Source organism: Pusillibacter faecalis, assembly GCF_018408705.1.
Classification (GTDB): Bacteria; Bacillota; Clostridia; order Oscillospirales; family Oscillospiraceae; genus Oscillibacter; species Oscillibacter faecalis.
Map to the genome: position 1 here is coordinate 1,950,929 of NZ_AP023420.1, position 24,830 is coordinate 1,975,758.

Genomic DNA, 24,830 nt, shown 5'->3' on the forward strand with positions numbered 1-24,830 from the left:
ACCCTGTCCGGCCCTTGAAGGGAATCGGGCAAGGAATCGCTGAGGCTGCACGACAGCCCTATGGCGATTGGGCGAAATGAAAGGCAGGACCTCTGGGCAAAGACGCCTCATCGATCCTGCCTTTCCCGGTACTGCAATGGTGTCATACCGGTGTACTTTTTGAAGATCCGAAAAAAGGACTGCAAGTTGTTGAAGCCGACCTGGAACCCAATCTCCTTGACAGATAAGTCTCCACGGGCGGAGAGCAGTTCCTGGGACAGCTTGACACGGCTGGAATTCAGATAGTCAATGTAGCTGGCACCGTAGTGCTGGCGAAAGACCCGGCTTACATAGGTGGGGCTGTAATTGACATATTCCGAGATGGAGGACAGGGAGATATCCTGGGTCAGATTGTTGTCGATATACGCCTTGATCCGCTCCGCGTTTTGACGGACGCGGTCGGAAGAAGTGCGCCTCATGGCTTCCGCCGTGCGCATGCACAGCTCTGTCAGCCAGACTTCCATATCCGGAAGGGTTGCCTTCTTGGAAAGCTCGGACTCCAGCTCCGCCGGAGGTTCCAGTGGGAGCTGCGCGGACTGAATGATTTCCCCAATGCCGGAGGTCAAATACTGCAGAACGGCCCGGACCTGTTTTGGAGGGACCTGCTGCTGGGAGGCAAAGGTGCGGAAAATTTCCTGGAGCAGATGGACTGCGCCCCTCCCATCTCCCGTCCGAACACGATTGACAACCTGATGCACGGTTTCAAAATCATAGTAAATCTGGTGGGGCTCCACCTGCACTTCTTCAAAATCAATGATGCTGCCCTGCCCCCGATACAGCTTGTAAGCCAGGGCCGCTTTTGCCCGCTGGCAGGAGAGGGGCAGGTCTTCCACACAGCGGCAGATCTGGCCGATTCCCAGCGTCACAGTGATCGGCCAAAGCCCCTCCAGCTCCTCCCGAATCTCCTCGGCCAATGCTCGGAAACTCTGCTTTCCGATCTCTGGCGGCTCCTCCGAGTGAAGATTGCAGATGATAAGGAGGGTTTCATCATTGAGCTCTGTGGCCGCACAGTAGGCGATGCTGCTGGCACAGGCGGAGATTTGCGCCTGCATTTGCGCTTTGAGCTCCTGCTTTTCCTGCTCGGAATAGGGCAGGGCATAGTAGTTGTCAATCTGTAGGAAAAAGGCGTTGAAAAGCGTCGCCTGGAAGGGAACCTCCAAAATACGCACTTGATATAAAACTTCGTCCCGGGAAATTTGCGTGCTGTCTGCCAGGGAGACCAGGAATTTTTTCAGGAGCAGAGGTCGGATCGCCTCTACCTGTTCATAGACCTCATCCCGTTGGTTAAGAAGCTGATCGTAATAGCCCGCAAGACGCTGGTACTCATCCTGGGAGGTCTCTGCTTCCGGCTCTGGAAGTGCGGAAATTAGCTGCTCCAAAGGGCTATACAGGACCTTGGTGCTTTGATAAGCCAACAGTAAGCCGATGACACAGCTGGCCAGCACACTGATCAATAGGGGAATCACCAGAGGAAGCCAACTGTTGTTTCCGGATAAAGCGCCCGTGACATAGGTGTAGCGCCACCCCAGCTGAGGATTGGTAAATACAGAGTATCGCAGCAAGGCAGACCCTGCCAGTGTCAGGTGGGAACCGGTAGATAGATCAGAATGCGGCAGAGTGATTTTCTGGCTGAACTCCAGTTCCTGATCGGAAAATAGAAGATTCCCATCCCGATCAGAGATGTAGAGATTCCGCTTGATATTGTCCTTCAGATCACCGCCCATGGAGAGCGTAAAAAAGGCGCCCGGATCAATCTGTAAAACTGCAATGGCCTGCGGATCGTTGGAATACGCGGGAATTCCGATGGTAAGAAACATCTTTTGCATTCCGCCTTCAACAGAGCTGATCTGCATACAGGCAGTGCAGGTGTCCTTCGCCTGCTGGAAGTTATCGGAGAGCTCTTCCTGCAAGCCGTAGGCAATCAGCCCGGATGAGCTGATCTGCAAGGACTCATAGGGGGAGTAGAGAATGGACTCCTCCACATAGCTGTAGGAATCGGACAGTGTGGAGAGGAGAGTGCAGAGATTGCTGTTTCGCTCTGTGTCCCGCAGATAGGGCCGCATGGAGAAGTCCACCACAGAAGGGTCTTTGGCCAAGGTGCTGATGCTGCGCATGACGTCCTCCATCATGTAATGCACCATTTGGTCGCTCTGAGCCAGCATATTCACTGTCACGCTGCCAAGCTGCTCCAAGGACCGCTGTAAATCCAGAACAAAAATACAAGTGCTCATGAAGAGCAGAGGAATCAGAGAACAGAGCACCCCCCTGCGGAGTGTTTTGATAAACACGGAATTTCTTGTTTTTTCCTGATTGTTTTGCATGTGGTGTCTCCATCTACTTGCATATTGTGACAGAAAAGAGGCTGCGGGGAGGTCTGGGTTCAGACCGCACAAATCGCCTATCTTTCCTTAAAATAAATTATAGCGATTTAACCAAGTGTTTTCAAATTGTTATCACTCACAATTCATGAATATTACAAACAAAATCGGAAGTTTTTTTGAAATTTGCCTTCCAAAAGCCAAAATGTGCCGAAAAATGCCGACGGAATTTGTTCAGACGGCACAGAGGTGGAAGAACTGGATTTGTCAGAGCTTCCAGTTGTGAAAATTTACGGGAAGAAGCGGTGACGCAGCCCTGGAGACCAGAAAATTTGAGCGTCGAGGTTTGGTTTCGTGAGCTTGGAAATTATTGTGAATTTACAGGCAAGGATTCCTCCGCTATGGTAGGCACAGAAAGCTGCTTCCATGGCTACCCGCAACACGGACATGGGAGTGCTTCAAAACAAAACCCTGAGAAGGGCTTTGTTTTTGGACCAGCCCACCCAATACAACATAAAAAGGAGAGAAGTTATGATGAGAAGAAAAAGATTCGTAAGCGCCGCCCTTGCCACCCTGTTGGCACTGACCATGACTGCCTGCGGCGGGGATAGCTCCACCCCAACGAATGATGAAGGCAGCGGCTCCGACGCAGGGGGGACCCCGGAGTATACGATTAAGGTCGGCCACACCCTCCAGGAGGACACCCCCGCCCATAAGGCATGGCTGTTGTTTGAGGAGCAGGTGGAGGCCAACAGCGAGGGCCGTATTGCTGTGGAGCTATATCCCAACTCTTCCCTTGGCACCGAGCGCGTGATGTTTGAGGCCTGTCAGATGGGCACTTTGGAGGTGGCTTATGGCACCACGTCCGTGCTGGCGAACTTTGATAAAAATATGGAGGTGCTGGACCTGCCCTTTTTGTTTGAGGACGAGGCGACCGCTCGCGCCGCCATCACCGGAGAACTGGGGACCGCTGCGGCAGCCAATCTGGGCGACATTGGCCTGATCAACCTCACCTACATGGAAAACGGCATCCGCCATGTCACCAACAGCTCCCACCCTATCAATACTCCCGACGATCTCCGGGATTTGAAGATCCGGACCATGGAAAATAGCATCCACATGAGCTCCTTCACGCATCTGGGCGCATCCCCCACGCCGATGGCATTTACGGAACTGTTCACCGCTTTGCAGCAGGGCACTGTGGACGGCGAGGAGAACCCGCTCTTTTTGATCCAGACCTCTCGTTTTGAGGAGGTGCAGGATTACCTCTCCCTGACGGGACATTTCTACACGGCTGGCATCGCCACCATCAACAAAGCCTTCTTTGAAAGCCTTCCGGAGGATTTGCAGACGGTCGTCACAGAAGCCGCCGACGCCGCCCGGGAGGAGGAGTACCGGCTGTGCGATGAGCAAAACGCCACAGCTTTGGAGTATCTGAAGACTGAGATGGAGGTCAATGAGATCAGCCCGGAGAACCGGCAGCTCTTTGTGGACGCCACCGCCCCCGTCTATGACGAGGTGCGTACCGAGATTGGCGATGAGCTGGTGGACATGGCCTTGGCCGCCCAGGCGGGCTAAGGGCTGTTGATTCAAATCATGGTACGGCCGGGGGGGAGAGCCTCCCTCTGGCCGTGCCGCGCTTGAGAGGAGAGATCATTTCAGATGCTGAAAAAATGTTGGGACCATTTTGAGGAGACCATTCTGGTCTACTCCTATCTGCTGGTGGTACCGCTGCTGTTTGTGCAGGTGGTTTCCCGCTACGTATTCAATCATTCCCTCTCGTGGTCTGAGGAGCTGGCAAGGTACATCTTCATCTGGCAGGTCTGGCTGGGCTCCAGCTACTGCGTCAAGGAAAACCGGCATATCCGCATTGATATTTTCACAGAGCATTTATCTCCACAGGTCCGGAAGATCTATGAAATTGTAATCACGATGATCAGCATCGCCTTCTGCTGCTTCCTGATTTATAAGGGAAGTGAGGTTGTGATGATGATCACACGCCTGCGCCAGACATCGCCTGCCATGAGGATTCCCATGCAGGTGATCTATGCCTGCATCCCCATCTCCTGCGCGCTGATGGTGGTGCGGTATGCGGAGCACATTGTCAAGCTGGTGCGGCCCGCGCCGGCCGCGGCAGAGCAGAGGGAGGGATAAGCAATGTCACTGGTTGCGCTGTTCGTTCTTTTATTTATAGCCATTTTTGCCACAGTGCCCATCGGTATCAGTCTGGGTGGTGCCACGATCCTTACCATGGACTGGTTTACCAGCATGGACACAGTGGTTTCCGCACAGCTTGGCATCACCGGGCTGGATAGCTTTACGCTCATTGCGATTCCCTATTTCATTTTGGCCGGCGAGTTGATGTCCACCGGCGGTATCTCCCGGCGGATTGTGAATATGGCGCACTGCTTTGTCAAGAATCTAGTGGGGGGACTTGCCATTATCACAACCTTTGCCTGCACGTTCTTCGCCGCGATCAGCGGCTCCGGTCCCGCCACCGTCTCCGCCATCGGCAGCATGATGATTCCGGAGATGGAGAAGGAGAAGTACGATAAGGCCTGGGCAACCGCCATCACTTGCTGCGGAGGCATTATCGGCGTCATCATTCCGCCCTCCATTCCCTTTGTGCTCTTTGGCGTGATTACGGGCTGCTCCATTGGCGAGCTGTTTGTGGCCGGTGTGGTGCCGGGACTTCTGATCTGTGCAGTGCTGTGTCTGTACAGCTTCTTTGCCTGCAAAAAAAACAGCTATGGCGTGGAAGTGACGACAGATCGCGGACACATGAGCACCTGGGCCACCTTTAAGGATTCCTTTGCGGCTTTAATGACGCCGCTGATTATCCTCGGCGGCATTTATGCCGGCATCTTTACGCCTACGGAGGCGGCTATCGTTGCTAACGTCTGGGCGCTGATCGCCGGAAAATTCATCTATAAGGAACTTACCTGGAAGACGCTCAAAACGGCGCTGAAGAATACGGCGCTCACCACCAGCTCCTGTCTATTCACGATTGCCTGCGCCACCAGCTTCGGTTATCTGCTCACAACGCTGCAGGTCCCCGCCAAGTTCGCCTCGTTCATGATGGGGCTGACCAGCAACAAGTATCTCATTATGCTGATGCTGCTGGCATTTCTGTTGGTGATTGGCTGCTTTATGGACAACATCACCTCCATGACCATTTTGACGCCGATCTTCGTACCCATTGTCACAGGGCTTGGCTATAGCCTGACACACTTCGGCGTTTTCATGACCGTCGCCCTGGCGATTGGGTTTGTCACGCCGCCTTACGGCGCCAATTTGTTTGTGGCTTCCGGTATTACGGGCCTGTCCGTGACACAGATTTCCAAAAAGATTTTACCGATGATCGGCGTTTTGATTCTCTGTTTGCTGGTGATTACCTTTGTTCCACAGATCACCATGTGGCTTCCCAGCGTGGCCTACAAGTAAGAGAATGGTTGTGGGCCAGGAGCGTTGCCGTTCCTGGCCCACTTTTATTAAGAAAGAGAGGTAGCAATATGGATATCAACGCGGTCAAAGCCTATATGAACCAGTGGATGGAGGAGAATAAACAGGAGTTTTACACGGCGGCGGACGAGATCTGGGCGTACCCGGAGCTGGGTTTGGAGGAAACCAGGGCCTTTGGGATTCTCACCGGCCTTTTAAAAAAATATGGCTTTGCGGTGGAGAGCGGACAGGGCGGCATGCCTACCGCCTTTGTGGCAACGTATGGCACGGGACATCCGGTGGTGGGGATCAACGCAGAATATGACTGCCTGCCGGGGATGTCTCAGAAATGCGACGCGGCTTATCCCTGCCCAGTGCAGGAGGGAGCCCCGGGGCAGGGCTGCGGCCATAACCTTCTGGGGACCACTGCGGTATTCAGCGCCGTGGCGCTGCGTCATGCGGTGGAGTATTTCCGGATTCCCTGTACCATCAAGGTTCTGGGCTCTCCTTATGAGGAGGCCAGCGTCGGCAAGGCCCTGATTGGGCGGGAAGGAGTGTACAGGGATTTGGACCTGATTATGGACTGGCACCCCTGGAACTATAACCGAGCGGACTATGATCGGTGCAACTCCGTTTTCGTCATGAAGTTTCATTTTCACGGCAAATCCGCCCACGGAGCCTACCCTTGGGAGGGCAGAAGCGCCCTGGATGCGGGCATGCTCTTTGGCATGTCGCTGGAGATGCTGCGGGAGCATGTCAAGCCCAATGGCCCGGATGCGGCCAGTACCATCAACTATACCTTCCAGGACTGCGGGCCCAGCTTTGCCAATGTGGTGCCGGATGTCACCACGGTGCAGCTCTATGGCCGCTTTGCGGACCTGGAGACCTCCCAGGACGCCTTTGAACGGATTCAGAGCTGTGCCAAGGGGGCCGCGCTGGCAACTGGCACCACCACTGATTATGAGCTGATTACATACACCCATCCCAAAATCCCCAACAAGACGCTGGCGGAGGTGGTCCATAGGAACATGGAGCACTACGGCGCTCCGTCCTTTACCCAAGAGGAGCAGGCGTTTGTCAAGGAGATGCAGGCGTACATGGGCGTGGAGCCCACGGGCCTGGACCTGAGCATTCAGCCCTTCGGTCCCAGCGAGACCATCATCTGCGATACCTCGGAATTTTCCTGGAATGCGCCGTATGTGACCTTCTGGGTCACAATGGGGCCACAGGGGGTGGGCTGGCATAACTGGATGGTTACAGCCTGTGCCGGAAACAGCATCGGGAAAAAGACCATGGACCGGGCGGCACAGATCATGACCTCATCCTGTGCGGAGATCATCACCTCTCCGGAGACAGTGGCAAGAGCCAGGGAGGAGTGGGAAATGCGCATGGCCGGCCGGACATACCAGTGTTTGCTGCCGGAGGACCATCAGGCGCCGCTAGGGGTGAATCGGGACGTGATGGAGCGGTATTTCGGCAAGCGCATGGAGTGAGGAGTACTGCTGTGGACGAGATCAGAACGCTGCTGGAAGGAGTCCGGCTTCCCCGCATGTTTCGTGTGCGGCAGATATTTGACCATACCTGCATCCGGAGAGAGGAACTGAGGAGAACCGTCTCCCATCTGCTGACAGCGGAAAAGCTTGGAAAGCGGATTTGCCCGGGAATGCGGGTTGCACTGACAGCGGGCAGCCGGGAGATCTGCAACATGGATGAAATTCTCGCGGCCGCAGTGGAGTGCTTGAAAGAACAGGGAGCAAGGCCGTTTATCGTACCTGCAATGGGAAGCCACGGCGGGGCGACCGCAGAGGGACAGCGGGAGCTGCTGGCCTCCTATCAGATCACAGAAGAGCGCTGTGGCTGCCCGATCCTCTCTTCCATGGAGACGGTCCCGATCGGCAGCACGCCAGACGGGCAGACAGTGTTCCTGGACCGGTACGCGGCTGAGGCAGACGGAATCTTGGTTGTGAACCGAATGAAGGCTCACACCGGCTTTCGGGGCCGTTATGAGAGCGGCATTTTGAAAATGATGGTAATCGGACTTGGCAAACAGACTGGCGCTGAGGCATGTCACCGTCGGGGATTCGGCCATATGGCGGAAGATTTGGAGGCCTTTGGGCGGGTTGTCCTGCAGAAGGCGCCCATCCTGGGCGCTATCGCCATCCTGGAAAATGCATTCGACGAAACTGCACAGCTGGTGTGGCTGGAGCCGGAGGAAATTCTGGAGCGGGAGCCGGGACTGCTGGAACAGGCTAAAGCCCAAATGCCGCAAATTTTGCTGCCGGAGTGCGATGTGCTGATTGTCGATGAGATCGGGAAAAATTACAGCGGCACCGGTATGGACCCCAATGTTACCGGCCGGCACGTGACGCCCTATTGTTCCGGTGGACTTCGAGTCCAGCGGATTGCCGTCTTGCGCATGAGCGGCAAATCCCATTGCAACGGATACGGGATTGGAGCGGCAGACTGCACCACACAGGCGGTTTACCGTACATTGGACCTGCGGGCTATGTATATCAATGGCCTGACCTGCGGAGAGATGGGGCCCTGCCGGATTCCCTGTGTATGGGAAACGGAAAAGCTTGCCATCCAGGCGGCCGTCCGCATGTGCGAGGGGATTGGGAGACAAGGGCCGCGGATGATCCGGATTCCGAATACACTTTCTCTGGAAAAAATCATGGTTTCAGAAAATCTCCGGGCAGAGGTGGAAAAAAATCCCCGGCTGGAAATCCGAGGCGAACCGGAGAACTTCATCTTTGGCGAAGATGGTTGCCTGTCCTCCTCCATTGGATAGGGATCGAGGGAGAGTACGGTTTTATTAGGAATGCACACGGCTCAGGGACCTTACCGTTCCTGAGCTGTGCGGTGGACAAGATGCTTTTTGAAAAAAGCTTGATCAAAAGATGGGCAGATCGCCGCCAAGTACCGCCGCTCTGCAAAAAACACCCCGTAACCGGTAAGTTACGGGGTGTTGGGCTGACGTTTGCTGCTAGAAAAATACAGGCGAACTGGTTTGCACCCAAACCCAAATCGAAGCGGGTTCGGTTTGGAGCGGAGCGGGGGCACATGAGCTTGCTCCGACGTGGTAGATGATACAGGACTTGAATTGAAGAGAATTCATTTACTCTATACTACTCTGCATGAAATAATTTGAAATTATTTAGCGAGGCTCTGGGCAAGAGTCCAAGAGCTTTTATCACACCCTGTTGCAGGCTATAAAAAGCAGTTCCCTCTCTCAGAAGGAAGAATTAATTGATTATATTGAAAAAAAGATATTTATAACGATTTGCTTTTTGAAAAGATACAGATGCACTATGGCATCTGTATCTTCACTATATGGCCTGCCCGATTACGTTGCACATCGTATCCACCGCTTGGCACATCATACCCGGCGTGGCGTGAGGGTGCAGGTGCTGAGAGCGAAGCCTGCGCTGTAATGCTCCAGGGGGTGGACGGGGTCTTCGCATCCACCCCGTTTTTCAGAGAAAAGGTTGCGAAGGTGTGCCTAAGATCGGGAAACCAAATATGTTCCACACCAATGGCTTTTTTCTGCTTCTCCTTGACTCCGGCCTGGATCTTGCCCGGAAATTTTTTGCTTTCTGCTTCCCGGCTACCAGGTCATAGGACGCCATGAAGAATCTCTTCCACCGGCTGTCCTTCCGCTTGCGGATGCAGCCCTCACCGTTGCACGTTCCTTTGCCCATCTATCATCTCTCCCTTCTCGCCAGATCACAGGCCCGATGTTTGTCTTCGGTCTCAAAGTGGCATGGCGGCTGGTCCGCCAGAAGCTCCTGTTGGATGCCCTGAGCCAGACGATAACCAGAGATGAAGCTGTTGAGACAGGCTTCCTCCCGCAGAGCATTTTCCAGGTCTGCCGTCTTCAGGAGCAGCTTCTGCTCTGGCTTATTCAGCAGACGGGTGAGGTGCCTGTAGGTCCATTCAATCTTCCTGCCCAGATACTCCGCCCTCCGGGATGTCGTCTCGAACCTGCAGCAGAGGGCTTTCATATAATCACGCGTGATGCGCCCCCTCCTGTCAGCGACACACAATGCCATTCTTCACTTAATATCCTTGTTCCTCTCCTGCCGCAGGAGTAATTTTTATTTGTTACCGTTAGCCAGGTTAAATCACTTCCTCACATTTGACGCAGGAAAGTGGCATGGAATTTGAGGGCAGGGATCTTTCAAGATGGATGTGTATTTTATGGACCTTGTGGCATAGGTGCTGGCCTTCTTGTCACAAGGACAACTTTTCAAAATGCGGGGTTTATGGGTCATTCCCATTAATAATTTCAATTGCATATTACTACGCATTTCTTTGCAAAAATAGTGATAATAACTAAATATAAGCCGGATTTTTATGAATACTGACACATTGACAACGTTCCCATAAAAAGTTAGAATACTTCTACAGAAAACGTTCCCAAAAGAAGGAGGGAGGATAATTTGATTACGATTAAAGACTTAGCCGCTGCATCTGGCTTGTCGAAATCCACAGTTTCTCGGGTAATCAATCATTCTCCCAATGTAAAGCCTGAGACGCGGGAACGCGTGATGGAGGCTGTCGAAAAGTTGGGCTACCAGCCGGATATTCTGGCTCGTGGGATGATTACCGGCATGCTTCCTATGGTGTTGGTAATTGTTGGAGATATTCAAAACCACTACTTTACCCAGGCCTTGGCAGGTATCGAAACAACCCTGGAAGAACAGGGGTTCATGGTCGTGGTATTTGACAGCAGTTACGACCCAGAGAGGATCGTAACATCTATTCACATGGCTAAAACCTGCCGCTTTGCTGGAATTATCCCTATGACCGGATTTGGCAGCAAACGGGTCATTTCCACCTTACAGGACTTAGATTGTCCAGTGATATTGTTAAACTGTCATAGGGACCATGTAGCGTTTGACCGGATCTATGGCGACGACTTTGGCGCCGGATATGCTGCTACTCGGGCACTACTCCGGCGTGGATACCGTCAAATCTATCACTTCTCCGGCAACTCCACAGAGTCCTTTATCAGCGCGGAGAGGGAGCGAGGCTACCTTGCGGCCATGAAAGAGGCAGGAATCTCAGTTGATGGCAGCATGGTGCTCCGAGGTGATCTTCGCCAAGACAGCGGAGCACGGCTGGCAGCGCGGTGTCTAAAGTCGGCAAAGAGTCAGGTAGCCCTTTGCTGTAACAACTTTTTGATGTGCTTGGGCGCTATGAATTATGCGCAGCAGCATGGCCTGGTCATGTGGAAGGATTATGGAATGGCCATTTGCGAACAACCGCCAGTCTTCTTTATGAAAAGCGAGTTTATTTATGCGGGCCCCAAGCTCCGGGAGATTGGGAGAGCGGCCGCACAGCTGCTGCTGGATCGCATCAATCATCCAGGTAGGAAACCAGCAGTTCAGCCGTTTCCAATGTTGGATATATATGACCCATGATCTCCCATCAGATCAGCCTCCCCCGCTTTTTGCCTGCCAAAAAGCGAGGAAGCTTTTTCTATAAAATGGGAACGCTCCCATATTTCGGGTTTGTGCAGGATCTGCATAAACTGCCCGCACAGGTCCGATAAATATTATCCCCCGTTGCGGGCGATTTTCTTGCACTGTTTTGGGAACGCTCCCAGAAACAACCTGCTATAGCCAGGAAACGAAGTGCCCGTTCTTACTGGATATGACCGGAGACGGTGTCTTCGGAACATATAATTTTGCAAATTATAAAAGGAAGGTATGACTTATGAAAAGAAATTGGATGATTCGCGCAAAAAGAATATCAGCGCTACTGTTGGGAACTGTACTGCTGGGTTCCCTGGCAACTGGCTGCGGCGGCAGCAGTTCCTCTGATAATGACTCTGCTGCCGAGGGGGGCACTACGACCATCCAGATGGCCACCGGCGGACAGGATACCCTGCCCAGTTATGCTACAGTGCTGGATGTAATCGATGATATTCAGGAGAACACCGACATTGAGTTCAGCTATTTTGGTTCCCGTCAGTTGGGCGACGATGCGGAAATCGTGCAGCAGGTCATGGCCGGTACCATTCAGATGGGCGGTACAGCTGCATCTGCCCTGAGCACCTACACGGATTTGCTGGACGCCTTTACAGTGCCCTTCCTGCTGGATACCTATGAAAAAGAACGGGAGGCTATGGTGAGCGAAGAGGCTCAGGCCATTTTTGATGCCGTGGAAGAAGAGTTGGGGCTGAAAATCTTTGTGGCCTATGATTCCGGCATGCGCTACTTCGCCAATAATATCCGCCCCATCGAAACCCTGGATGATGTAAAGGGCCTGGTGCTGCGTGTGGCCCCTGCTGATATTCTGTTAGACTCCTTCTCCGCCATGGGAATCAATCCCTCCACCCTGGCCTATGGCGAATTGTATACCGGTCTTCAGAATGGTACCATCGACGGTGAGGAAATCAATATTACCTCCATCTATTCCGAAAAGCACTATGAGGTGCTGAAGTATTTCACTGACATGGGTATCTATCCCTTCGCTACTGTTATTTTCGCCAACGCTGACTGGTTTAACTCCCTGCCGGCAGATGAGCAGGAGGCTATTCAGAGTGCTTTCACCAACGGCTACAACTACCTCTTTGACCAGCACCTGCCTGAGGCGGAGGCTGCCGGCTTGCAGGCAATGGAAGATGCCGGCATTGAAATCTCCAGCGTACAGAATCCACAGGAATTCCGGGATGCGGTTGCTGATGTGGTAGAGACTTATCGGAACCGGGACGACCTGACCAAAGCTTTTATCGAGATGGCGGAGGGCCTGTGAGCCACCCCGGAATCTCTTAAACCAAAGGAGGATTTTGTGTGAGAACACTCTTTTCTGCCTACGAAAAACTGATGGATATCATCTACTCCGTGATCCGGATCTGCATTGCCGCTGCATTGGTGGTTATGGTTGTTGTTACCTTTGTGGAGGTTATTCGCCGCTATGCGTTCGGCCTATCCTTTATCTGGTCTGAGGAATTGGTCCGGTTCCTCTTGGTAGCTACATCCTTTCTGGGCGGCGCCGCGGCCTATCGGGCCAAGGCTCTGGCTCTGTTGGATCTTGTGACCAGCCGCCTGAACCACGCTACTCAGAAGATCATCGACATGATCGTGACGATTATGATCATCGGCGTGTGCGGGTATCTCTCGGTGCAAGGCTACGCCTACTCCTTCTCCCCGCAGATTGCCAACATGCTCAGTACCGGTTTGGACCTGCAGATGACCTATGTCTATCTGACGATTCCCATCGGCTTTACACTGATTATTCTCTTCGGCATCGAGCATTTGGCCCAGACGCTGTTTTTTGCGCCTGATGAGTCAGTCGGAGAACTGAAAGAAAAGGAGGGCTGATCCATGGCAATTGTTGCCGTTATCTTTGTACTGACCTTGCTGGGCGGCGTCCCCATGGCGTTCGTCCTGGGATTGACCGGTATTGCACACCTCTTCACAATCGGGGAACCGGCATACATGTCCATTATTACCCAGCGGCTGTTTACCGGCGTGAATAATTTCTCCTTGATGTGTATTCCTTTCTTTGTCCTGGCCGGAGACCTGATGAACAAGGGCGGCGTTACCAAGCGACTTCTGAACTTTGCACGGGAGCTGGTGGGCTGGATTCCCGGCGGTATGGCTTACTGCTGCGTGATCCTGGCAATGGTGCTCTCCGCTATCCTGGGCTCCGCCAACGCAGTGGCGGCTATCCTCTGCGCCATCCTCATCGGAGAGATGGCCAAGGACGGCTATGACGCAGACTTTACCGGCTCCATCATTGCTGCATCCAGCGTGCTGGGGCCCATCATTCCCCCCAGCGTCACTTTCATCATCTATGGCGTGCTGACGGGTGTGTCTGTGTCCAGAATGTTCATGGCGGGCATTGTCCCCGGTATCATGCTGGGCATCAGCTACGCACTAATTATTACCTATTACACTAAAAAGAGGGGTTACAAGAAATCCAAGCCTCGCTTTGATCCCAAGGCATGCGGAATTGCCTTTGTAAAGGCTATTCCTGCTCTGCTGGTACCTGTAGTCATCATCGGCGGTATTATGGGAGGCATTTTCACCCCCACAGAGTCCGGCGCTGTGGCTGTGGTGGCCGCTGTAGTGGCAGCCATCATTTATCGTTCCTTTGACATCAAGTCTCTGCCTGAGGTCCTGCTGAATACCGGCATGACCACGGCGGCCATTATGCTGATTGTGGCATTCGGCAACATCATTGGCTGGAGTCTGGCAATCGAAAACATTCCCACTCTGATCACCGAGACGATTCTTTCCATCACTGACAGTCAGATCGTGGTTATGCTGCTGATTATTGCTTGTCTGTTTGTCATTGGTTGTCTGATGGATGCCTTCGCCGCCATGTACGTGTTTACGCCGGTTTTCTACCCCTTGGCCATGGCTGTGGGTCTCGATCCCATCCACTTTGGAATTATCTTCTGCCTGATGCTCACCATTGGTCTGTGCACACCGCCGGTCGGCATGTTGCTGTTCGTGACTTCTAATATCTCCAAGGTACCCCTGGCCAAACTCAGCAAGTCCATCTGGCCCTTTGTGGCGGCCGCAATGGTGGTGGTCCTGTTGATGACCTTCTTCCCCCAGATTGTGATGTTCATCCCGAATTGGTTATCCCCCGCATAATGTAACAATTTCCGAAAGGACTGAATTCTCATGAGTTTTTCCAAAGATATTCTGAAGGGTTTTGTGGACATGCATGTCCATGCCGGTCCCTCTGTAGCAGCCCGCAAGGTGGACGCTTACGACATGATGGAGCTAGCTGGTGAGGCCGGTTACAGGGCCTTTTTGGTGAAGGACCACTATTTCCCCACCATGATGGGTACCCGGATGATCACCGATCACTGCTCGAAGAATGAATGCCAGTGCTTTGGTGGGCTGGCGCTGAATCGGTCTGTGGGGCTTTTCAACGTTTACGCAGTGGACGCTGCCTGCAACATGGGAGCCAGGACTATCTACATGCCTACGGTCTCCTGCGTGAACCACATTGCCGGCCACTCCGGCGGCCACAAGTTTGTAGGTTCCGGTGACAGCTCCGTGGTGGACAATGGCATTGAGTACGTGGACGCTAACGGTCAACTGCATCCCGGCGCTGTGGATGTAATTTCCTACATTGCCACAAAGCATCCGGAGGTAGTTCTATGCACCGGCCACGGCACTGCGCGGGAAGTAGACGCTGTGGTGCGTAAGGCTGTGGAACTGGGGGTCCCCAAAATCTGCGTGAATCATCCACACTTCCTGGTGAACGCTACCTATGAGCAGATGAGGGAGTGGGCCGACCTGGGCGCCTATATTGAACTGAACGCCGCCGTGTTCAGCTCTATCGCTAAGTCCGGCACCTGTTCCGATGAAATGGCCGGCAAGATACTGGAGATAATTCCCACCGAAAAAATCGTGCTGGACTCCGATCTCGGACAGAAGGTAAACGTAGATCCTATTACCGGTATGCTACAGTTTATTAACCTGTTGGCAGACCAGTTTGGCATCACAGAGGAGCAGATTAACCTGATGGGCAAGAAAACGCCCGCCATGCTGTTGGGACTAGACTAAGATTTATCTTCAAGGGAATGAACAGTCAGCAACTATACGCGAAAATGGGAACGTTCCCTTCTAGATTTTTGTGAAACTAAAGTACGAAACCGTTTGTTTATTATTACTAAGAGGAGGAATTTTATTATGGAAAAGGCAAGCGAAGCAATGTACGGGAATTTTTATGAGGCTCCCTGGCAGCCGGTTCGGGAAGGCATTGGCCGGGTGGTGTTTGCAGGCGCACATGCCAAGGGCTGCACCCTGGCTCTCGCAGAGTGTCAGAATGGCAACGCTGTGCGTCCTCACACGCACCCCCATGCCCAGTTGGCCATCGTCCTGCGGGGCCAGTGCGACTACTATGTGGACGGCAAGCCCTACCGCATGAAGGAAGGTTCCTGGGTTTTTGTTCCTGCTGATGTGGAGCATTACATCCATGTCTATGACAGTGATGTGCCCGTGATGAACCTGGACGTGTTCTTCCCTGAGCGTATGGAGTACGTGGATGCCTACGATGAGTTTGTGGCAGGCCTGGAGGAAAAGCAGGGCTGACCCCAGCGATCGGTCAGGCAGCTGGCTCCGGCATTTAACGTTACAGCATTTACCAGCACCAGCTGGTAAATGCTGTAATGATTCCGGCAGAAAGTGGCCGGCTGTGAAGGAGGAAATACATGGTCAACAAAGTGAAAACCGCTCAAGAGGCGTTAGAAAACCTCCGTGAAGGGGCGGTCATTATGGTGGGTGGGTTTGCAGGTGCGGGCTCACCTAACGCGTTGTGCGCCATTTTGGCGGAGATGGGCTACCGAAATTTGACGGTGATCAGCTGTGATGCCGGAAGAGCCGGCGTAGGCGTAGGCGCCCTGCTGCGGCGGGGCATGGTTAAGACGCTGTATGCTTCTCACGTGGGTGTTAACACAGAGGTGGCCGGACGGAAACCCGGCGATGTGGTATATGATGTGGAGTATCAGCTGATCCCCCAAGGGACTCTGGTGGAACGGATCCGGGCCGGAGGAACCGGCCTGGGCGGATTCCTGACGCCGGTGGGCCTGGGTACTGTTGTGGAAGAAGGAAAACCCACGCTGGAGCTGGATGGTAGAACCTACCTGGTGGAGCGTCCTCTGCGGGCAGATTTTGCCCTGATCCGGGGTAGCGTGGTAGACCGCAGTGGCAACGTGTTCTACAACATGTCCACCCGGAACTTCAACCCCGCGATGGCCTTGGCTGCGGACCACGTGATTGTGGGAGCAGAGAAGGTGGTCGAAGTGGGAGAATTGGATCCCAACCACGTGATGACACCCGGCATTCTCGTGGAATCCATTGTGGAGGGGGAAGAACCGTGCTGGATATGAAGGAGCGAATTGCATGCCGTATTGCCAAGGAATTGAAGTCCGGCGACGTGGTGAACCTGGGAATCGGGCTTCCTGTCAAGGTGGCCTATTTTCTTCCGGAGAACGTGGAAGTGACGTTTGAATCTGAGAACGGCTTTCTGGGTATTGCTACGGGCAGTGCAATTACTAACCCCAATCCGGACCTGTTGGATGCTGGAGGCCAATATTCCGCTATCCAGCCCGGCGCCTGTTTCTTTGATTCCGCGGAGAGCTTTGGCCTGATCCGTGGAGGGCATATCGATATTACCGTGCTGGGCGCCATGCAGGTGGACGCGCAGGGAAATTTGGCTAATTGGGCTGTCCCTGGCAAACTGGTGGTGGGCATGGGCGGTGCCATGGATCTTGTAACCGGTGCCCGGAAGGTAATCATCGCCATGCTTCACACCAACAAGGGAGCCTATAAAATCATGAAACAATGCACGCTGCCGCTGACCGCGGTGAGCGTGGTGGATACCATTGTGACGGAGATGGGGGTTATCCGCGTGACGGAACGCGGTCTAGTTTTAACGGAACGATTTAAGGACTATACCGTAGAGCAGATCCAGGCCGCCACTGAGGCGGAACTGATCATCCCCACAGATTTAAAAGTCCTGGAGACCCCCTGACCTTTGGGACACTACGGAAAGAAGGATATCACATGAGTGAAATGAAAGACGTTGTCATAGTGAGCATGGCCCGTACCGCCACGGGAAAATTTGGTGGTTCCCTACGGGATGTGCCCGCTCCTGTTCACGGCGCGGAGTGTGTGAAAGCCATGGTTCAGCGCACGGGGATTGACCCTCACGAAATTGACGAGGTGATTATCGGCACTCACTTCCAGGCAGGTATCAAGGCGAATTCTGCCAGACAGTGTGCCCTTTACGCCGGGCTGCCGGATACTACTCCTGCCTTTACCCCCAACAAAAACTGCGCTACAGCCATGAAAGCCATGCAGTGCGCTGCCCAGTCCATTCAGGTGGGAGACAATGACCTGGTGATCGCCGGCGGCTGTGAGACCATGAGCGCCATTCCCTACATCGTTCCCAAGGCCCGGTGGGGTTACCGCATGGGACCCGGCCGGTTGGAGGACAGCATGCTCTACGACGGCCTGGTAGACCCCTTCAAAAATTACCACATGGGAATTACCGCTGAAAACGTGGCCAAGAAGTGCGGAATTACCCGAGAAATGCAGGATCGCTTTGCCGTGGAGAGCCATCGTCGGGCGGAAAAGGCCTGGGCAGAAGGCAAGTACGACCAGGACATTGTTCCCATCATGGTGCGTCAAAAAAAGCAGGACGTTGTATTTGATCATGACGAAACGTATATCAAGGATGCTCAGTATGAGAATTTCGCCAAGCTGAAGCCCATCTTCACGCCGGACGGAGGAACCGTGACCGCAGGCAACGCATCTCCCTGCAACGACGGCTCCGCCGTGGTGATGATGACTACCCCGGAGAAGGCTGCACAGCTTGGCTTGAAGCCTCTGGCCCGCTATGTGACGGCGGTTTCTACGGCGCTGGACCCTGCCATTATGGGGTATGCCCCAGTCAGTGCAATCGAAAAGCTGGAGAAAAAAACCGGCATCAGCCGCAAGGATGTGGGGCTCTTTGAACTGAATGAAGCCTTTGCCGCTCAGGCAGTGGCCTGTGTGCAGGACCTACATCTGGACCCGGAGCTGGTGAATGTGAACGGCGGTGCCATTGCGCTGGGCCATGCAGTGGGCTGCACCGGCTGCCGGATCAGCATGACGCTGATCCGTGAGATGGCCCGACGGAACGTCCGCTACGGCGTGGCGTCGCTGTGCATTGGCGGCGGTCAGGCCATGGCTATGATGTTCGAGCTGTGCTGACGACAGTCATCTAAGAAAGTGAGGCGACAAGCATGCAAATGAAAAACTTTCTGAAGGAGAAGCTGGCCAGGAAGCCCTATGTGCTGGGAGCCTTCGTGGCATCCTGCAGTCCAACTAATGTGGAGATTCTAGGCATGAACGGCCTGGATTTTGTGATCCTGGACATGGAGCACTCCCCCCTGGGGCTGGAGACCATGGTAGACATGATCCGGGCCGCCGAGGCCTACGGTATGGTGGCAATTCCCCGGGTCTACACCATCGAGACAAAGCTGATGCGCCGTGTGCTGGACATCGGTGCTCATGGACTGTTGGTGCCCATGGTCAATACTATGGATGACGCCCGGTACGTTTTAGACGCCGTGAAGTTTCCGCCCTTGGGCCAAAGAGGCATGAACGCCGGTCGGGGACCTCGCTGGGGTGCTTACGACCACTATATCCAGGAAGCAAACGACGCGCTCTTTACCATGTTCCAGTGCGAGACCCGCGAGGGACTCCGCAACGTGGAGGAGATGGCAAAACTGGAGGGCCTGGATTCTATTTTCATCGGCACTGGTGATCTGTCTCTGGACATGGGACACCCCCAGGATCTCAAGAATCCCGAGGTAGCCGGCGCCATTGACACGATCCTGAATGCCTGTGTGAAGAACGGGAAAATCCCCGGCATTGTAACCGGCACCCCTGAAGCTGCTGCGGAGCGAATTCATCAGGGCTTCCGGATTGTCACCATTATGAATGATCTGGGAATGTTCAAAAAGCAGTCCCAGCTGCAGATCGACAAGGTTCACGCACTCTGTCCGTGAGAAACAGTGCACAGATCTCACAAGCCAATTTTTGCGAGGTAGTTTCAATGAAGAATGTACAGTTGGAGGTCGCGGATCAGATCGCGACAGTAACCATTGACCGGCCCAAGGCACTCAACGCGCTGAACACGGAGACTCTGAGCGAGCTCAAGGAGTGCTTTTCCGAGCTGGAAAAGCAGAAGGACGTCCGGGTGGTGATCTTGACAGGCGGCGGAAACAAGTCCTTCGTGGCGGGCGCGGACATCTCCGAGATGGTCAACGCCACGCCGGCGGAGGGCCGGGCCATGTCACTGCTGGCCATGGAGGCGTTCAACAAGCTGGAGAATATGCCCCAGGTGACTATTGCGGCCGTTAATGGCTACGCCCTGGGCGGCGGTTGTGAAATCGCCATGAGCTGCGACATTCGGATTGTTGCAGAGAACGCGGTGTTCGGCCAGCCCGAGTGCGGCCTGGGGATCATTCCGGGCTTCGGTGGCACCCAGCGTCTGGCGCGGCTGATCGGAAAGGGCCGGGCCAAGGAGTTGATCTTTACCTGTGACCGGATTGATGCCCAAGAGGCCTATCGTATGGGCCTTGCCAACAAGGTGGTTCCCGCAGACCAGCTGATGAGGGCCTGCCAGGAGATGGCGGGCAGAATTCTCAGCAAGGGCAGCTATGCGGTGAGCATTGCCAAGAGTATGATCAACGCGGGCATGGATATGGATCTGAACAACGCCCTGAAGATGGAGGCGGATGCCTTTGGCTTCACCTTCTCCACCCACGACAAGGAGGAGGGCATGACTGCTTTCCTGGAAAAACGCCCAGCCAATTTGACGGATTTTTGAATAGGGTGACAGGCGGGAATTGTACCAGTTCCCGTCTGTTTTTACTTGTATCAAAGAGAAGGTGCTGTTTTTAGGCACTTTTACTGCGAATATTTCATGGCCACATGAGTGTGGCAGCGGATCTATGTCCGTTAACAGGGTTAGTGAGAAATAGAGAAGACACAGCAGATATTGATTTCGATAGTTACAATCGCACCAGCAAGGCAGCCCCTTGCGGAAAAATCCCCGACTCCGCCCAATGAGCAGAGCCGGGGGTTGACCAATACGCTGACCAATATCCGGATATCAGTGGGTGGACACAGTGGACAATGACCGCTTGTCTGTTTTGAAAAAAGTGAAGCCAAACCTACCGGAAAGTGCCCAATCGCAGGTCTTTGACGTCCTTACGGATCTTCGCACGCAGGAGGTCACTGGCTTAGGTCCGGTAGTCTCTGTCAATTGCCTCTGAATTTGCGCCAATTTGGTAATTTTTTTATTTTTTGCAACTTTTTTGAATGTTTATTTTGTGTTTTCAATTTGATCCAAGCCATGCCCCATGCGGGACTTGGAACAGGGAGAATTGGACGGCACTGGGTGGAACTTTTCCCTCTCTGGTCAGAAAAAGGGCACACAGCGTTTTAAGGATGGAAACAACTCCTTCGAGGCCGCGTTTGGCTTTTCTTCGCCTTAGCGTATCATTATTATTGCCTGATTTTCATGCAGCCGTTTCCTGCTACTGGACTCCCGGCTGTTAAAAGTGGGTGCAGTTTTCTGCCCCAGAAAGGAGGTTGGCTGCCGCCTGGAGCAAGCCGACCGCGATGCTTGCCCTACCCAGGTGTGGGCTGTTTTGCCAGGGCAGAACTTCTCATTTGAACGCAGGGGAGGACAATCTCCTTTATTACAGCATGTCACAATCAACTTGAAATATGTTGTGTATATCCAGAAGGATATCCGACTGCGGGGGTCTGCCCATAAACACAGAACGACTCCAAATCGGAGTCGTTCTGCATGAGAGTATATACATTCAAAGGGAAAGCTGTTCCGAGTGATCCGGTGAAAGAATCTGTCAGTCGTGAGGAGGACCGCACTCCGGATACTGCCTGTGATCCCTTACTTCAGCTTTCCAGCCACTTCCCGGAGCAGGGACTCCGACGGGTTTTTCCGATCTGCCGTGGAGACCTCGGCAATGAGCTTCAGCAGGCTCACATTCTCCTCTTCGGCCACCCTTTTGAACATGGGCAGGAAGTTGGAATGACAGCCGGACAGACCCAGCATCAGGTCCGTGGGATTTACCGCCACATGGTAGTTGTACGCTTTCATGATGGGGATCAGCTCCCGGTCCAGATAATCCAGCAAGGCGTAGAGGTCTACCTCAGGTAGATACCCCTCCTTTTTCAGCGTGGCGGCAGCCAGCTCTGTGGCACAGTTACCAGCGGATCGGGCCATGCCTAGTAGACCGCAGTCGATCTCGTCTGCTCCGGCGGCTACCGCTGCCAGCGCATTGGCCTGAGAAAGACCCAGGTTGCTGTGACCGTGGAAGCCCACAGGGATGCTTAAGGAGACCTTGAGGGCTTTTGTGTAAGCGGCGGCCTCGGCAGGGAACATGGTGCCTGCAGAGTCCATGATGGTAATCTTGTCCACGCCGGCGGCCTGGAGCATCTTTGCCTCATCGGCCAGCTCTGCAGGGGTGGAGACATAGGCTTTCATCAAAGAGTAGCGGCAGGTAAGGCCGGCGGCCTTAACCATCTTCACTGCGGCCACGGAACTCTCGCCGTCTCCGGCGTTGGCGCCCACCCGCAGGAAGCTGAGCCCTGCTTCGGCGGCTTTTTGAATTTTTTCTGCCTTGGCGCACTTAGACAGCAGGAACATCCCGATGCGGCCCCGGGACAAGTAGGGCTGGAGGAGCTGAAAATACTCCTCATCGGATGGCGCCTTGTCAGCCCCCAGCTGGTCGTATGCTCCCAGGCCTTTGCAGTTGCCCAACTCGATGTCCCGGATGCCGGCAGCCAGCAGGCCTTCTATGATGCTCGTGGTCAGCTCCAGAGAAAAGCCGTGCCCTACAACATTGCCGCCATCCCGGAGGGTGTTGTCAAATAGATTCATAGAAATTTCTTCTTCGCAGGTTATTCCATCAAATTGGGCAGGAATGTGACAACTTCCGGCAAGAAAATAACAATGACCGCCACTAGAATCTCAACCAGAATAAAAGGCAATACCTCTTTCGCCACTCCGACGAAAGGCCGGTTGGACAAACTGCAACTGACAAACAGACAAGGGCCGAAGGGTGGAGATGCGATTCCAATGCACATCACAAATACCACAAAAAAGCCAAAGAAAATAGGATCAATTCCATACAACAGAGCTACTGGGTGCAGGATCGGTGCCACAATGATCACCACAGAGAGCGCCTCCATGAACATGCCGGCAATCAGCAAGATTACCAGAGTTAGGAACAGAAATACCAGAGAGGAAGAGGACACAGACTGAATAGCCTCAGCCAGAATAGTGGGCACATTATAGTAAGTCACGATCCAGCCAAACAGTTGGGCCGTCGTCACCATGATGGAGATTACGACTGTTTGTACCGCACTTTTTTTGAAGATATCCCAGAGCTGGCGAAGGGAGATGCTGCGGTAAACAAAGAGGGCAACGAAAATGCCGTAGACTGCGGCGATGGCCGCTGCCTCAGTGGCTGTTCAGATGCCAAAGTAGATCGTTACTAGGATGATCACCGGCATCAGCAGCGCCAGGAAGGAATCACGCACACTGTCCCACAGCTTTCGCCAGGAGAAAGCCACACTTTCCGTGGGCATGTCCCGGCGCTTGGCAATAATGTAGACCATAAGACAAAGAAGCAGACAAGTGAGAATTCCCGGTACCACACCGGACATCAGCAGCTTGGTGATGGACTCGCCAGTGGCGACACCATAAAAGATCATCATCAGGCTGGGCGGGATCACTGGTCCCAGTGTGCCGCCAATAGCTTGCACAGCTGCGGCGAAATCCTTGGGATAGCCTCGCTTTTCCATCTCAGGATACATGAGGCCGCCAATGGCTGCCGTTGTTGCCGTAGCGGAGCCGGAGAGGGCCGCAAAGCAGGAGAGGGAGAGAGCCCATGCAATGGGCACTCCGATCAGCATGAAAGCCAAGAGGCTGACCAGCAAAATAATAGGAGTTAATTCCATATGATTATTTCTATTAAGAACGCTGTAAATACAAGGCTTTTCGGAGCCTACGAACCACAAAAAATAATATTTGATCTATCATATTACACAAAAAGCCGTCCGGCGTTCAAACCGGGCGGCTTTTTTGCGTGGATAGACCGGAAGGAGGTGAAAAAATAATTGCAGAAATTTAACCCGCAAAATTGTGCAATTTTCACGAAAAAGAGGTTGGTGAATGGAAGATGAAAAATTGAACACAGGCCCCGGTGAGGAGAAGCTCCCGGAGGCTCCCGCTCCTGTTACGGCTGACGGGCCCCAGGCTCCCGCTCCCGAACAGGCCGCTGTTTCCACACCCCAGCAAGAGGGGCCTGACCAGCCCGGGCCGAGGTAGAAAAAGAGGAGGCGGCAAAAGAGGCGGAGGAGAAAACGCAGGAGGAACCTCCCGCCGCTGGGGACGGCGAACCGTAAAAGAATGGCCTGGCAGCGAGCGTATCTTGACAACGTCAAAGCATCTACAGTATATCTCTACCAGACAAATATTAAGCTATATATCGCCCCTCATTTGGGCTCACTCAAACTGGAAGCATTGACGCCTCTTATTGTGCAACGGTTCTATAATGACCTTCTGCATCCTGAAAAAGAAGACTCACGTCCTTTACCGCCCAAAACAATAAAGAATATCCATGGGGTATTCTATAAGGTACTCCAGCAGGCAGTTCAATTGGGGATTTGAGGGTCAATCCTTCAGATGCCTGCTGCCCCGTGTAGAAAAGAAGAATATCCACCCATTGGATGAAGCGCAGATCGCCAAGTTCCTAAAAGCCATCCAAGGCCACCTCCACGAGTATCTGTATCAGACTGCGCTGTTTATGGGCCTTCGACAAGGTGAGGTACTCGGACTGACATGGGATTGAGTTGCCTTCAAACATGAAACGATCCGGGTTAAACAGCAACTCCGGCGGAAGCAGCAAAAAGGCGGCGAATACTATATTTCGCCGCCCAAGAACAACAAGGCCAGAGTTGTTACTATCGCTCCCACGGGTAATCGGCATCTTGCGCAAGCAGAAGGCAAAACAGACAAAGATGCAGCTTTTAGCCGGCTCGTGCTGGAGTAATGAGCATGATCTGATATTTACTAACGGGCTGGGAGGGGTTCTGTCCTATCGGACAGTCTATGACTGTTTCAAACAAATCGTGGAGAAGATAGGGACGGCGTCCTCAAGATTTCATGATCTTCGCCACCATTACACAGTTGTGGCGCTCCAGAGCGGGGACGACATGAAAACAATGCAGGAAAATTTGGGACACCATGCCGCCGCATTTACCTTTCAGGACAGCAAAAATCCCTTGAAACCGTTGAGTTTCAAGGGATTAATGATGGTGGACGATACAGGACTCGAACCTGTGACCCCCTGCACGTCAAGCAGGTGCTCTAGCCAGCTGAGCTAATCGTCCGAAGCGGAACGAATATAGAATACACGACATTGCTGCATTTGTCAACACATTTCTTGCGCCTTTCCTAATTTTTTGTTAT

The 24,830-nt window shown here is 53.5% G+C and carries 21 protein-coding genes, 1 tRNA gene and 2 pseudogenes; 19 read left to right on the plus strand and 5 right to left on the minus strand.

The genetic code is table 11. The features are described from left to right. Nucleotides 1-107 precede the first annotated feature (107 nt). On the minus strand, nucleotides 108-2,360 hold the full coding sequence (locus KJS55_RS09695) for a helix-turn-helix domain-containing protein (protein WP_187029308.1): 2,253 nt from the start codon (nucleotides 2,358-2,360) through the stop codon (nucleotides 108-110). A 528-nt stretch (nucleotides 2,361-2,888) separates the two neighbouring features. Between KJS55_RS09695 and KJS55_RS09700 the strand changes: the two genes are divergently transcribed. The 5 genes from KJS55_RS09700 (at nucleotide 2,889) to KJS55_RS09720 (ending at nucleotide 8,589) form a co-directional block, all read left to right on the plus strand. Next, a complete protein-coding gene (locus KJS55_RS09700; RefSeq protein WP_213543251.1) occupies nucleotides 2,889-3,935 on the plus strand; it encodes a DctP family TRAP transporter solute-binding subunit in 1,047 nt (348 codons plus the stop codon). A gap of 84 nt (nucleotides 3,936-4,019) precedes the next feature. Then, entirely contained in the window at nucleotides 4,020-4,511 is a 492-nt protein-coding gene (locus KJS55_RS09705) for a TRAP transporter small permease (RefSeq protein ID WP_187029312.1), read from the plus strand. Nucleotides 4,512-4,514: 3 nt separating this feature from the next. Continuing rightward, nucleotides 4,515-5,801 (plus strand): TRAP transporter large permease, encoded by a 1,287-nt coding sequence (locus tag KJS55_RS09710; RefSeq protein ID WP_187029314.1) that lies wholly within the window; start codon nucleotides 4,515-4,517, stop codon nucleotides 5,799-5,801. Nucleotides 5,802-5,869: 68 nt separating this feature from the next. Further along, nucleotides 5,870-7,291, plus strand: a complete 1,422-nt coding sequence (locus KJS55_RS09715) for an amidohydrolase (RefSeq protein ID WP_187029316.1) — start codon at nucleotides 5,870-5,872, stop codon at nucleotides 7,289-7,291. A gap of 11 nt (nucleotides 7,292-7,302) precedes the next feature. Beyond that, a complete protein-coding gene (locus tag KJS55_RS09720; protein ID WP_228300505.1) occupies nucleotides 7,303-8,589 on the plus strand; it encodes a nickel pincer cofactor-dependent isomerase, group 22 in 1,287 nt (428 codons plus the stop codon). Between the two features lie 913 nt (nucleotides 8,590-9,502). On the opposite strand, the gene KJS55_RS09725 is transcribed toward KJS55_RS09720, so the two are convergent. Continuing rightward, nucleotides 9,503-9,850, minus strand: a complete 348-nt coding sequence (locus KJS55_RS09725) for a hypothetical protein (protein WP_213543252.1) — start codon at nucleotides 9,848-9,850, stop codon at nucleotides 9,503-9,505. 390 nt (nucleotides 9,851-10,240) lie between these two features. On the opposite strand from KJS55_RS09725, the gene KJS55_RS09730 reads away from it, so the two are divergent. The 11 genes from KJS55_RS09730 (at nucleotide 10,241) to KJS55_RS09780 (ending at nucleotide 20,153) form a co-directional block, all read left to right on the plus strand. After that, nucleotides 10,241-11,224 (plus strand): LacI family DNA-binding transcriptional regulator, encoded by a 984-nt coding sequence (locus KJS55_RS09730; RefSeq protein ID WP_187029321.1) that lies wholly within the window; start codon nucleotides 10,241-10,243, stop codon nucleotides 11,222-11,224. Nucleotides 11,225-11,519: 295 nt separating this feature from the next. Further along, nucleotides 11,520-12,560: a TRAP transporter substrate-binding protein gene (locus KJS55_RS09735; protein WP_213543253.1), complete on the plus strand. Its 1,041-nt coding sequence runs from the start codon at nucleotides 11,520-11,522 to the stop codon at nucleotides 12,558-12,560. Nucleotides 12,561-12,598: 38 nt separating this feature from the next. Next, nucleotides 12,599-13,129: a TRAP transporter small permease gene (locus KJS55_RS09740; RefSeq protein WP_187029327.1), complete on the plus strand. Its 531-nt coding sequence runs from the start codon at nucleotides 12,599-12,601 to the stop codon at nucleotides 13,127-13,129. A 3-nt stretch (nucleotides 13,130-13,132) separates the two neighbouring features. Continuing rightward, nucleotides 13,133-14,413 carry a TRAP transporter large permease gene (locus KJS55_RS09745; protein ID WP_187029329.1) on the plus strand — a complete coding sequence of 427 codons (1,281 nt, stop codon included), beginning with the start codon at nucleotides 13,133-13,135 and terminating at the stop codon, nucleotides 14,411-14,413. 30 nt (nucleotides 14,414-14,443) lie between these two features. Continuing rightward, nucleotides 14,444-15,337, plus strand: coding sequence for a DUF6282 family protein (locus KJS55_RS09750; protein ID WP_187029331.1), 894 nt, complete (start codon nucleotides 14,444-14,446; stop codon nucleotides 15,335-15,337). A gap of 126 nt (nucleotides 15,338-15,463) precedes the next feature. Then, nucleotides 15,464-15,865, plus strand: coding sequence for a cupin domain-containing protein (locus KJS55_RS09755; RefSeq protein ID WP_187029333.1), 402 nt, complete (start codon nucleotides 15,464-15,466; stop codon nucleotides 15,863-15,865). A gap of 119 nt (nucleotides 15,866-15,984) precedes the next feature. Further along, complete coding sequence (locus tag KJS55_RS09760) at nucleotides 15,985-16,662, plus strand: 3-oxoacid CoA-transferase subunit A (RefSeq protein ID WP_187029335.1); 678 nt, start codon at nucleotides 15,985-15,987, stop codon at nucleotides 16,660-16,662. Next, on the plus strand, nucleotides 16,659-17,306 hold the full coding sequence (locus KJS55_RS09765) for a 3-oxoacid CoA-transferase subunit B (protein ID WP_283093714.1): 648 nt from the start codon (nucleotides 16,659-16,661) through the stop codon (nucleotides 17,304-17,306). Before KJS55_RS09760 ends, KJS55_RS09765 begins: the two co-directional genes overlap by 4 nt. 41 nt (nucleotides 17,307-17,347) lie before the next feature. Further along, nucleotides 17,348-18,529: a thiolase family protein gene (locus tag KJS55_RS09770; protein WP_213543675.1), complete on the plus strand. Its 1,182-nt coding sequence runs from the start codon at nucleotides 17,348-17,350 to the stop codon at nucleotides 18,527-18,529. 38 nt (nucleotides 18,530-18,567) lie between these two features. Beyond that, nucleotides 18,568-19,329 (plus strand): HpcH/HpaI aldolase family protein, encoded by a 762-nt coding sequence (locus KJS55_RS09775; RefSeq protein ID WP_228300506.1) that lies wholly within the window; start codon nucleotides 18,568-18,570, stop codon nucleotides 19,327-19,329. A gap of 47 nt (nucleotides 19,330-19,376) precedes the next feature. Beyond that, nucleotides 19,377-20,153, plus strand: a complete 777-nt coding sequence (locus tag KJS55_RS09780; protein WP_187029339.1) for an enoyl-CoA hydratase-related protein — start codon at nucleotides 19,377-19,379, stop codon at nucleotides 20,151-20,153. Nucleotides 20,154-21,242: 1,089 nt separating this feature from the next. Here the strand turns inward: KJS55_RS09780 and KJS55_RS09785 are convergent. Continuing rightward, a complete protein-coding gene (locus tag KJS55_RS09785; protein WP_187029341.1) occupies nucleotides 21,243-22,235 on the minus strand; it encodes a beta/alpha barrel domain-containing protein in 993 nt (330 codons plus the stop codon). Between the two features lie 20 nt (nucleotides 22,236-22,255). Beyond that, nucleotides 22,256-23,317, minus strand: a pseudogene (locus KJS55_RS09790) (TRAP transporter large permease). 214 nt (nucleotides 23,318-23,531) lie between these two features. Here KJS55_RS09790 and KJS55_RS09795 point away from each other — a divergent pair. The 3 genes and pseudogenes from KJS55_RS09795 to KJS55_RS17715 all read left to right on the plus strand — a co-directional run. After that, complete coding sequence (locus KJS55_RS09795) at nucleotides 23,532-23,687, plus strand: hypothetical protein (protein WP_228300507.1); 156 nt, start codon at nucleotides 23,532-23,534, stop codon at nucleotides 23,685-23,687. A gap of 81 nt (nucleotides 23,688-23,768) precedes the next feature. Then, complete coding sequence (locus KJS55_RS17710) at nucleotides 23,769-24,029, plus strand: N-terminal phage integrase SAM-like domain-containing protein (RefSeq protein WP_213543254.1); 261 nt, start codon at nucleotides 23,769-23,771, stop codon at nucleotides 24,027-24,029. A 350-nt stretch (nucleotides 24,030-24,379) separates the two neighbouring features. Beyond that, nucleotides 24,380-24,610: pseudogene (locus KJS55_RS17715) on the plus strand (tyrosine-type recombinase/integrase); the annotation flags it as partial. Between the two features lie 64 nt (nucleotides 24,611-24,674). On the opposite strand, the gene KJS55_RS09810 reads toward KJS55_RS17715, so the two are convergent. Further along, nucleotides 24,675-24,751, minus strand: a tRNA-Val gene (locus KJS55_RS09810). Nucleotides 24,752-24,830 lie beyond the last annotated feature (79 nt).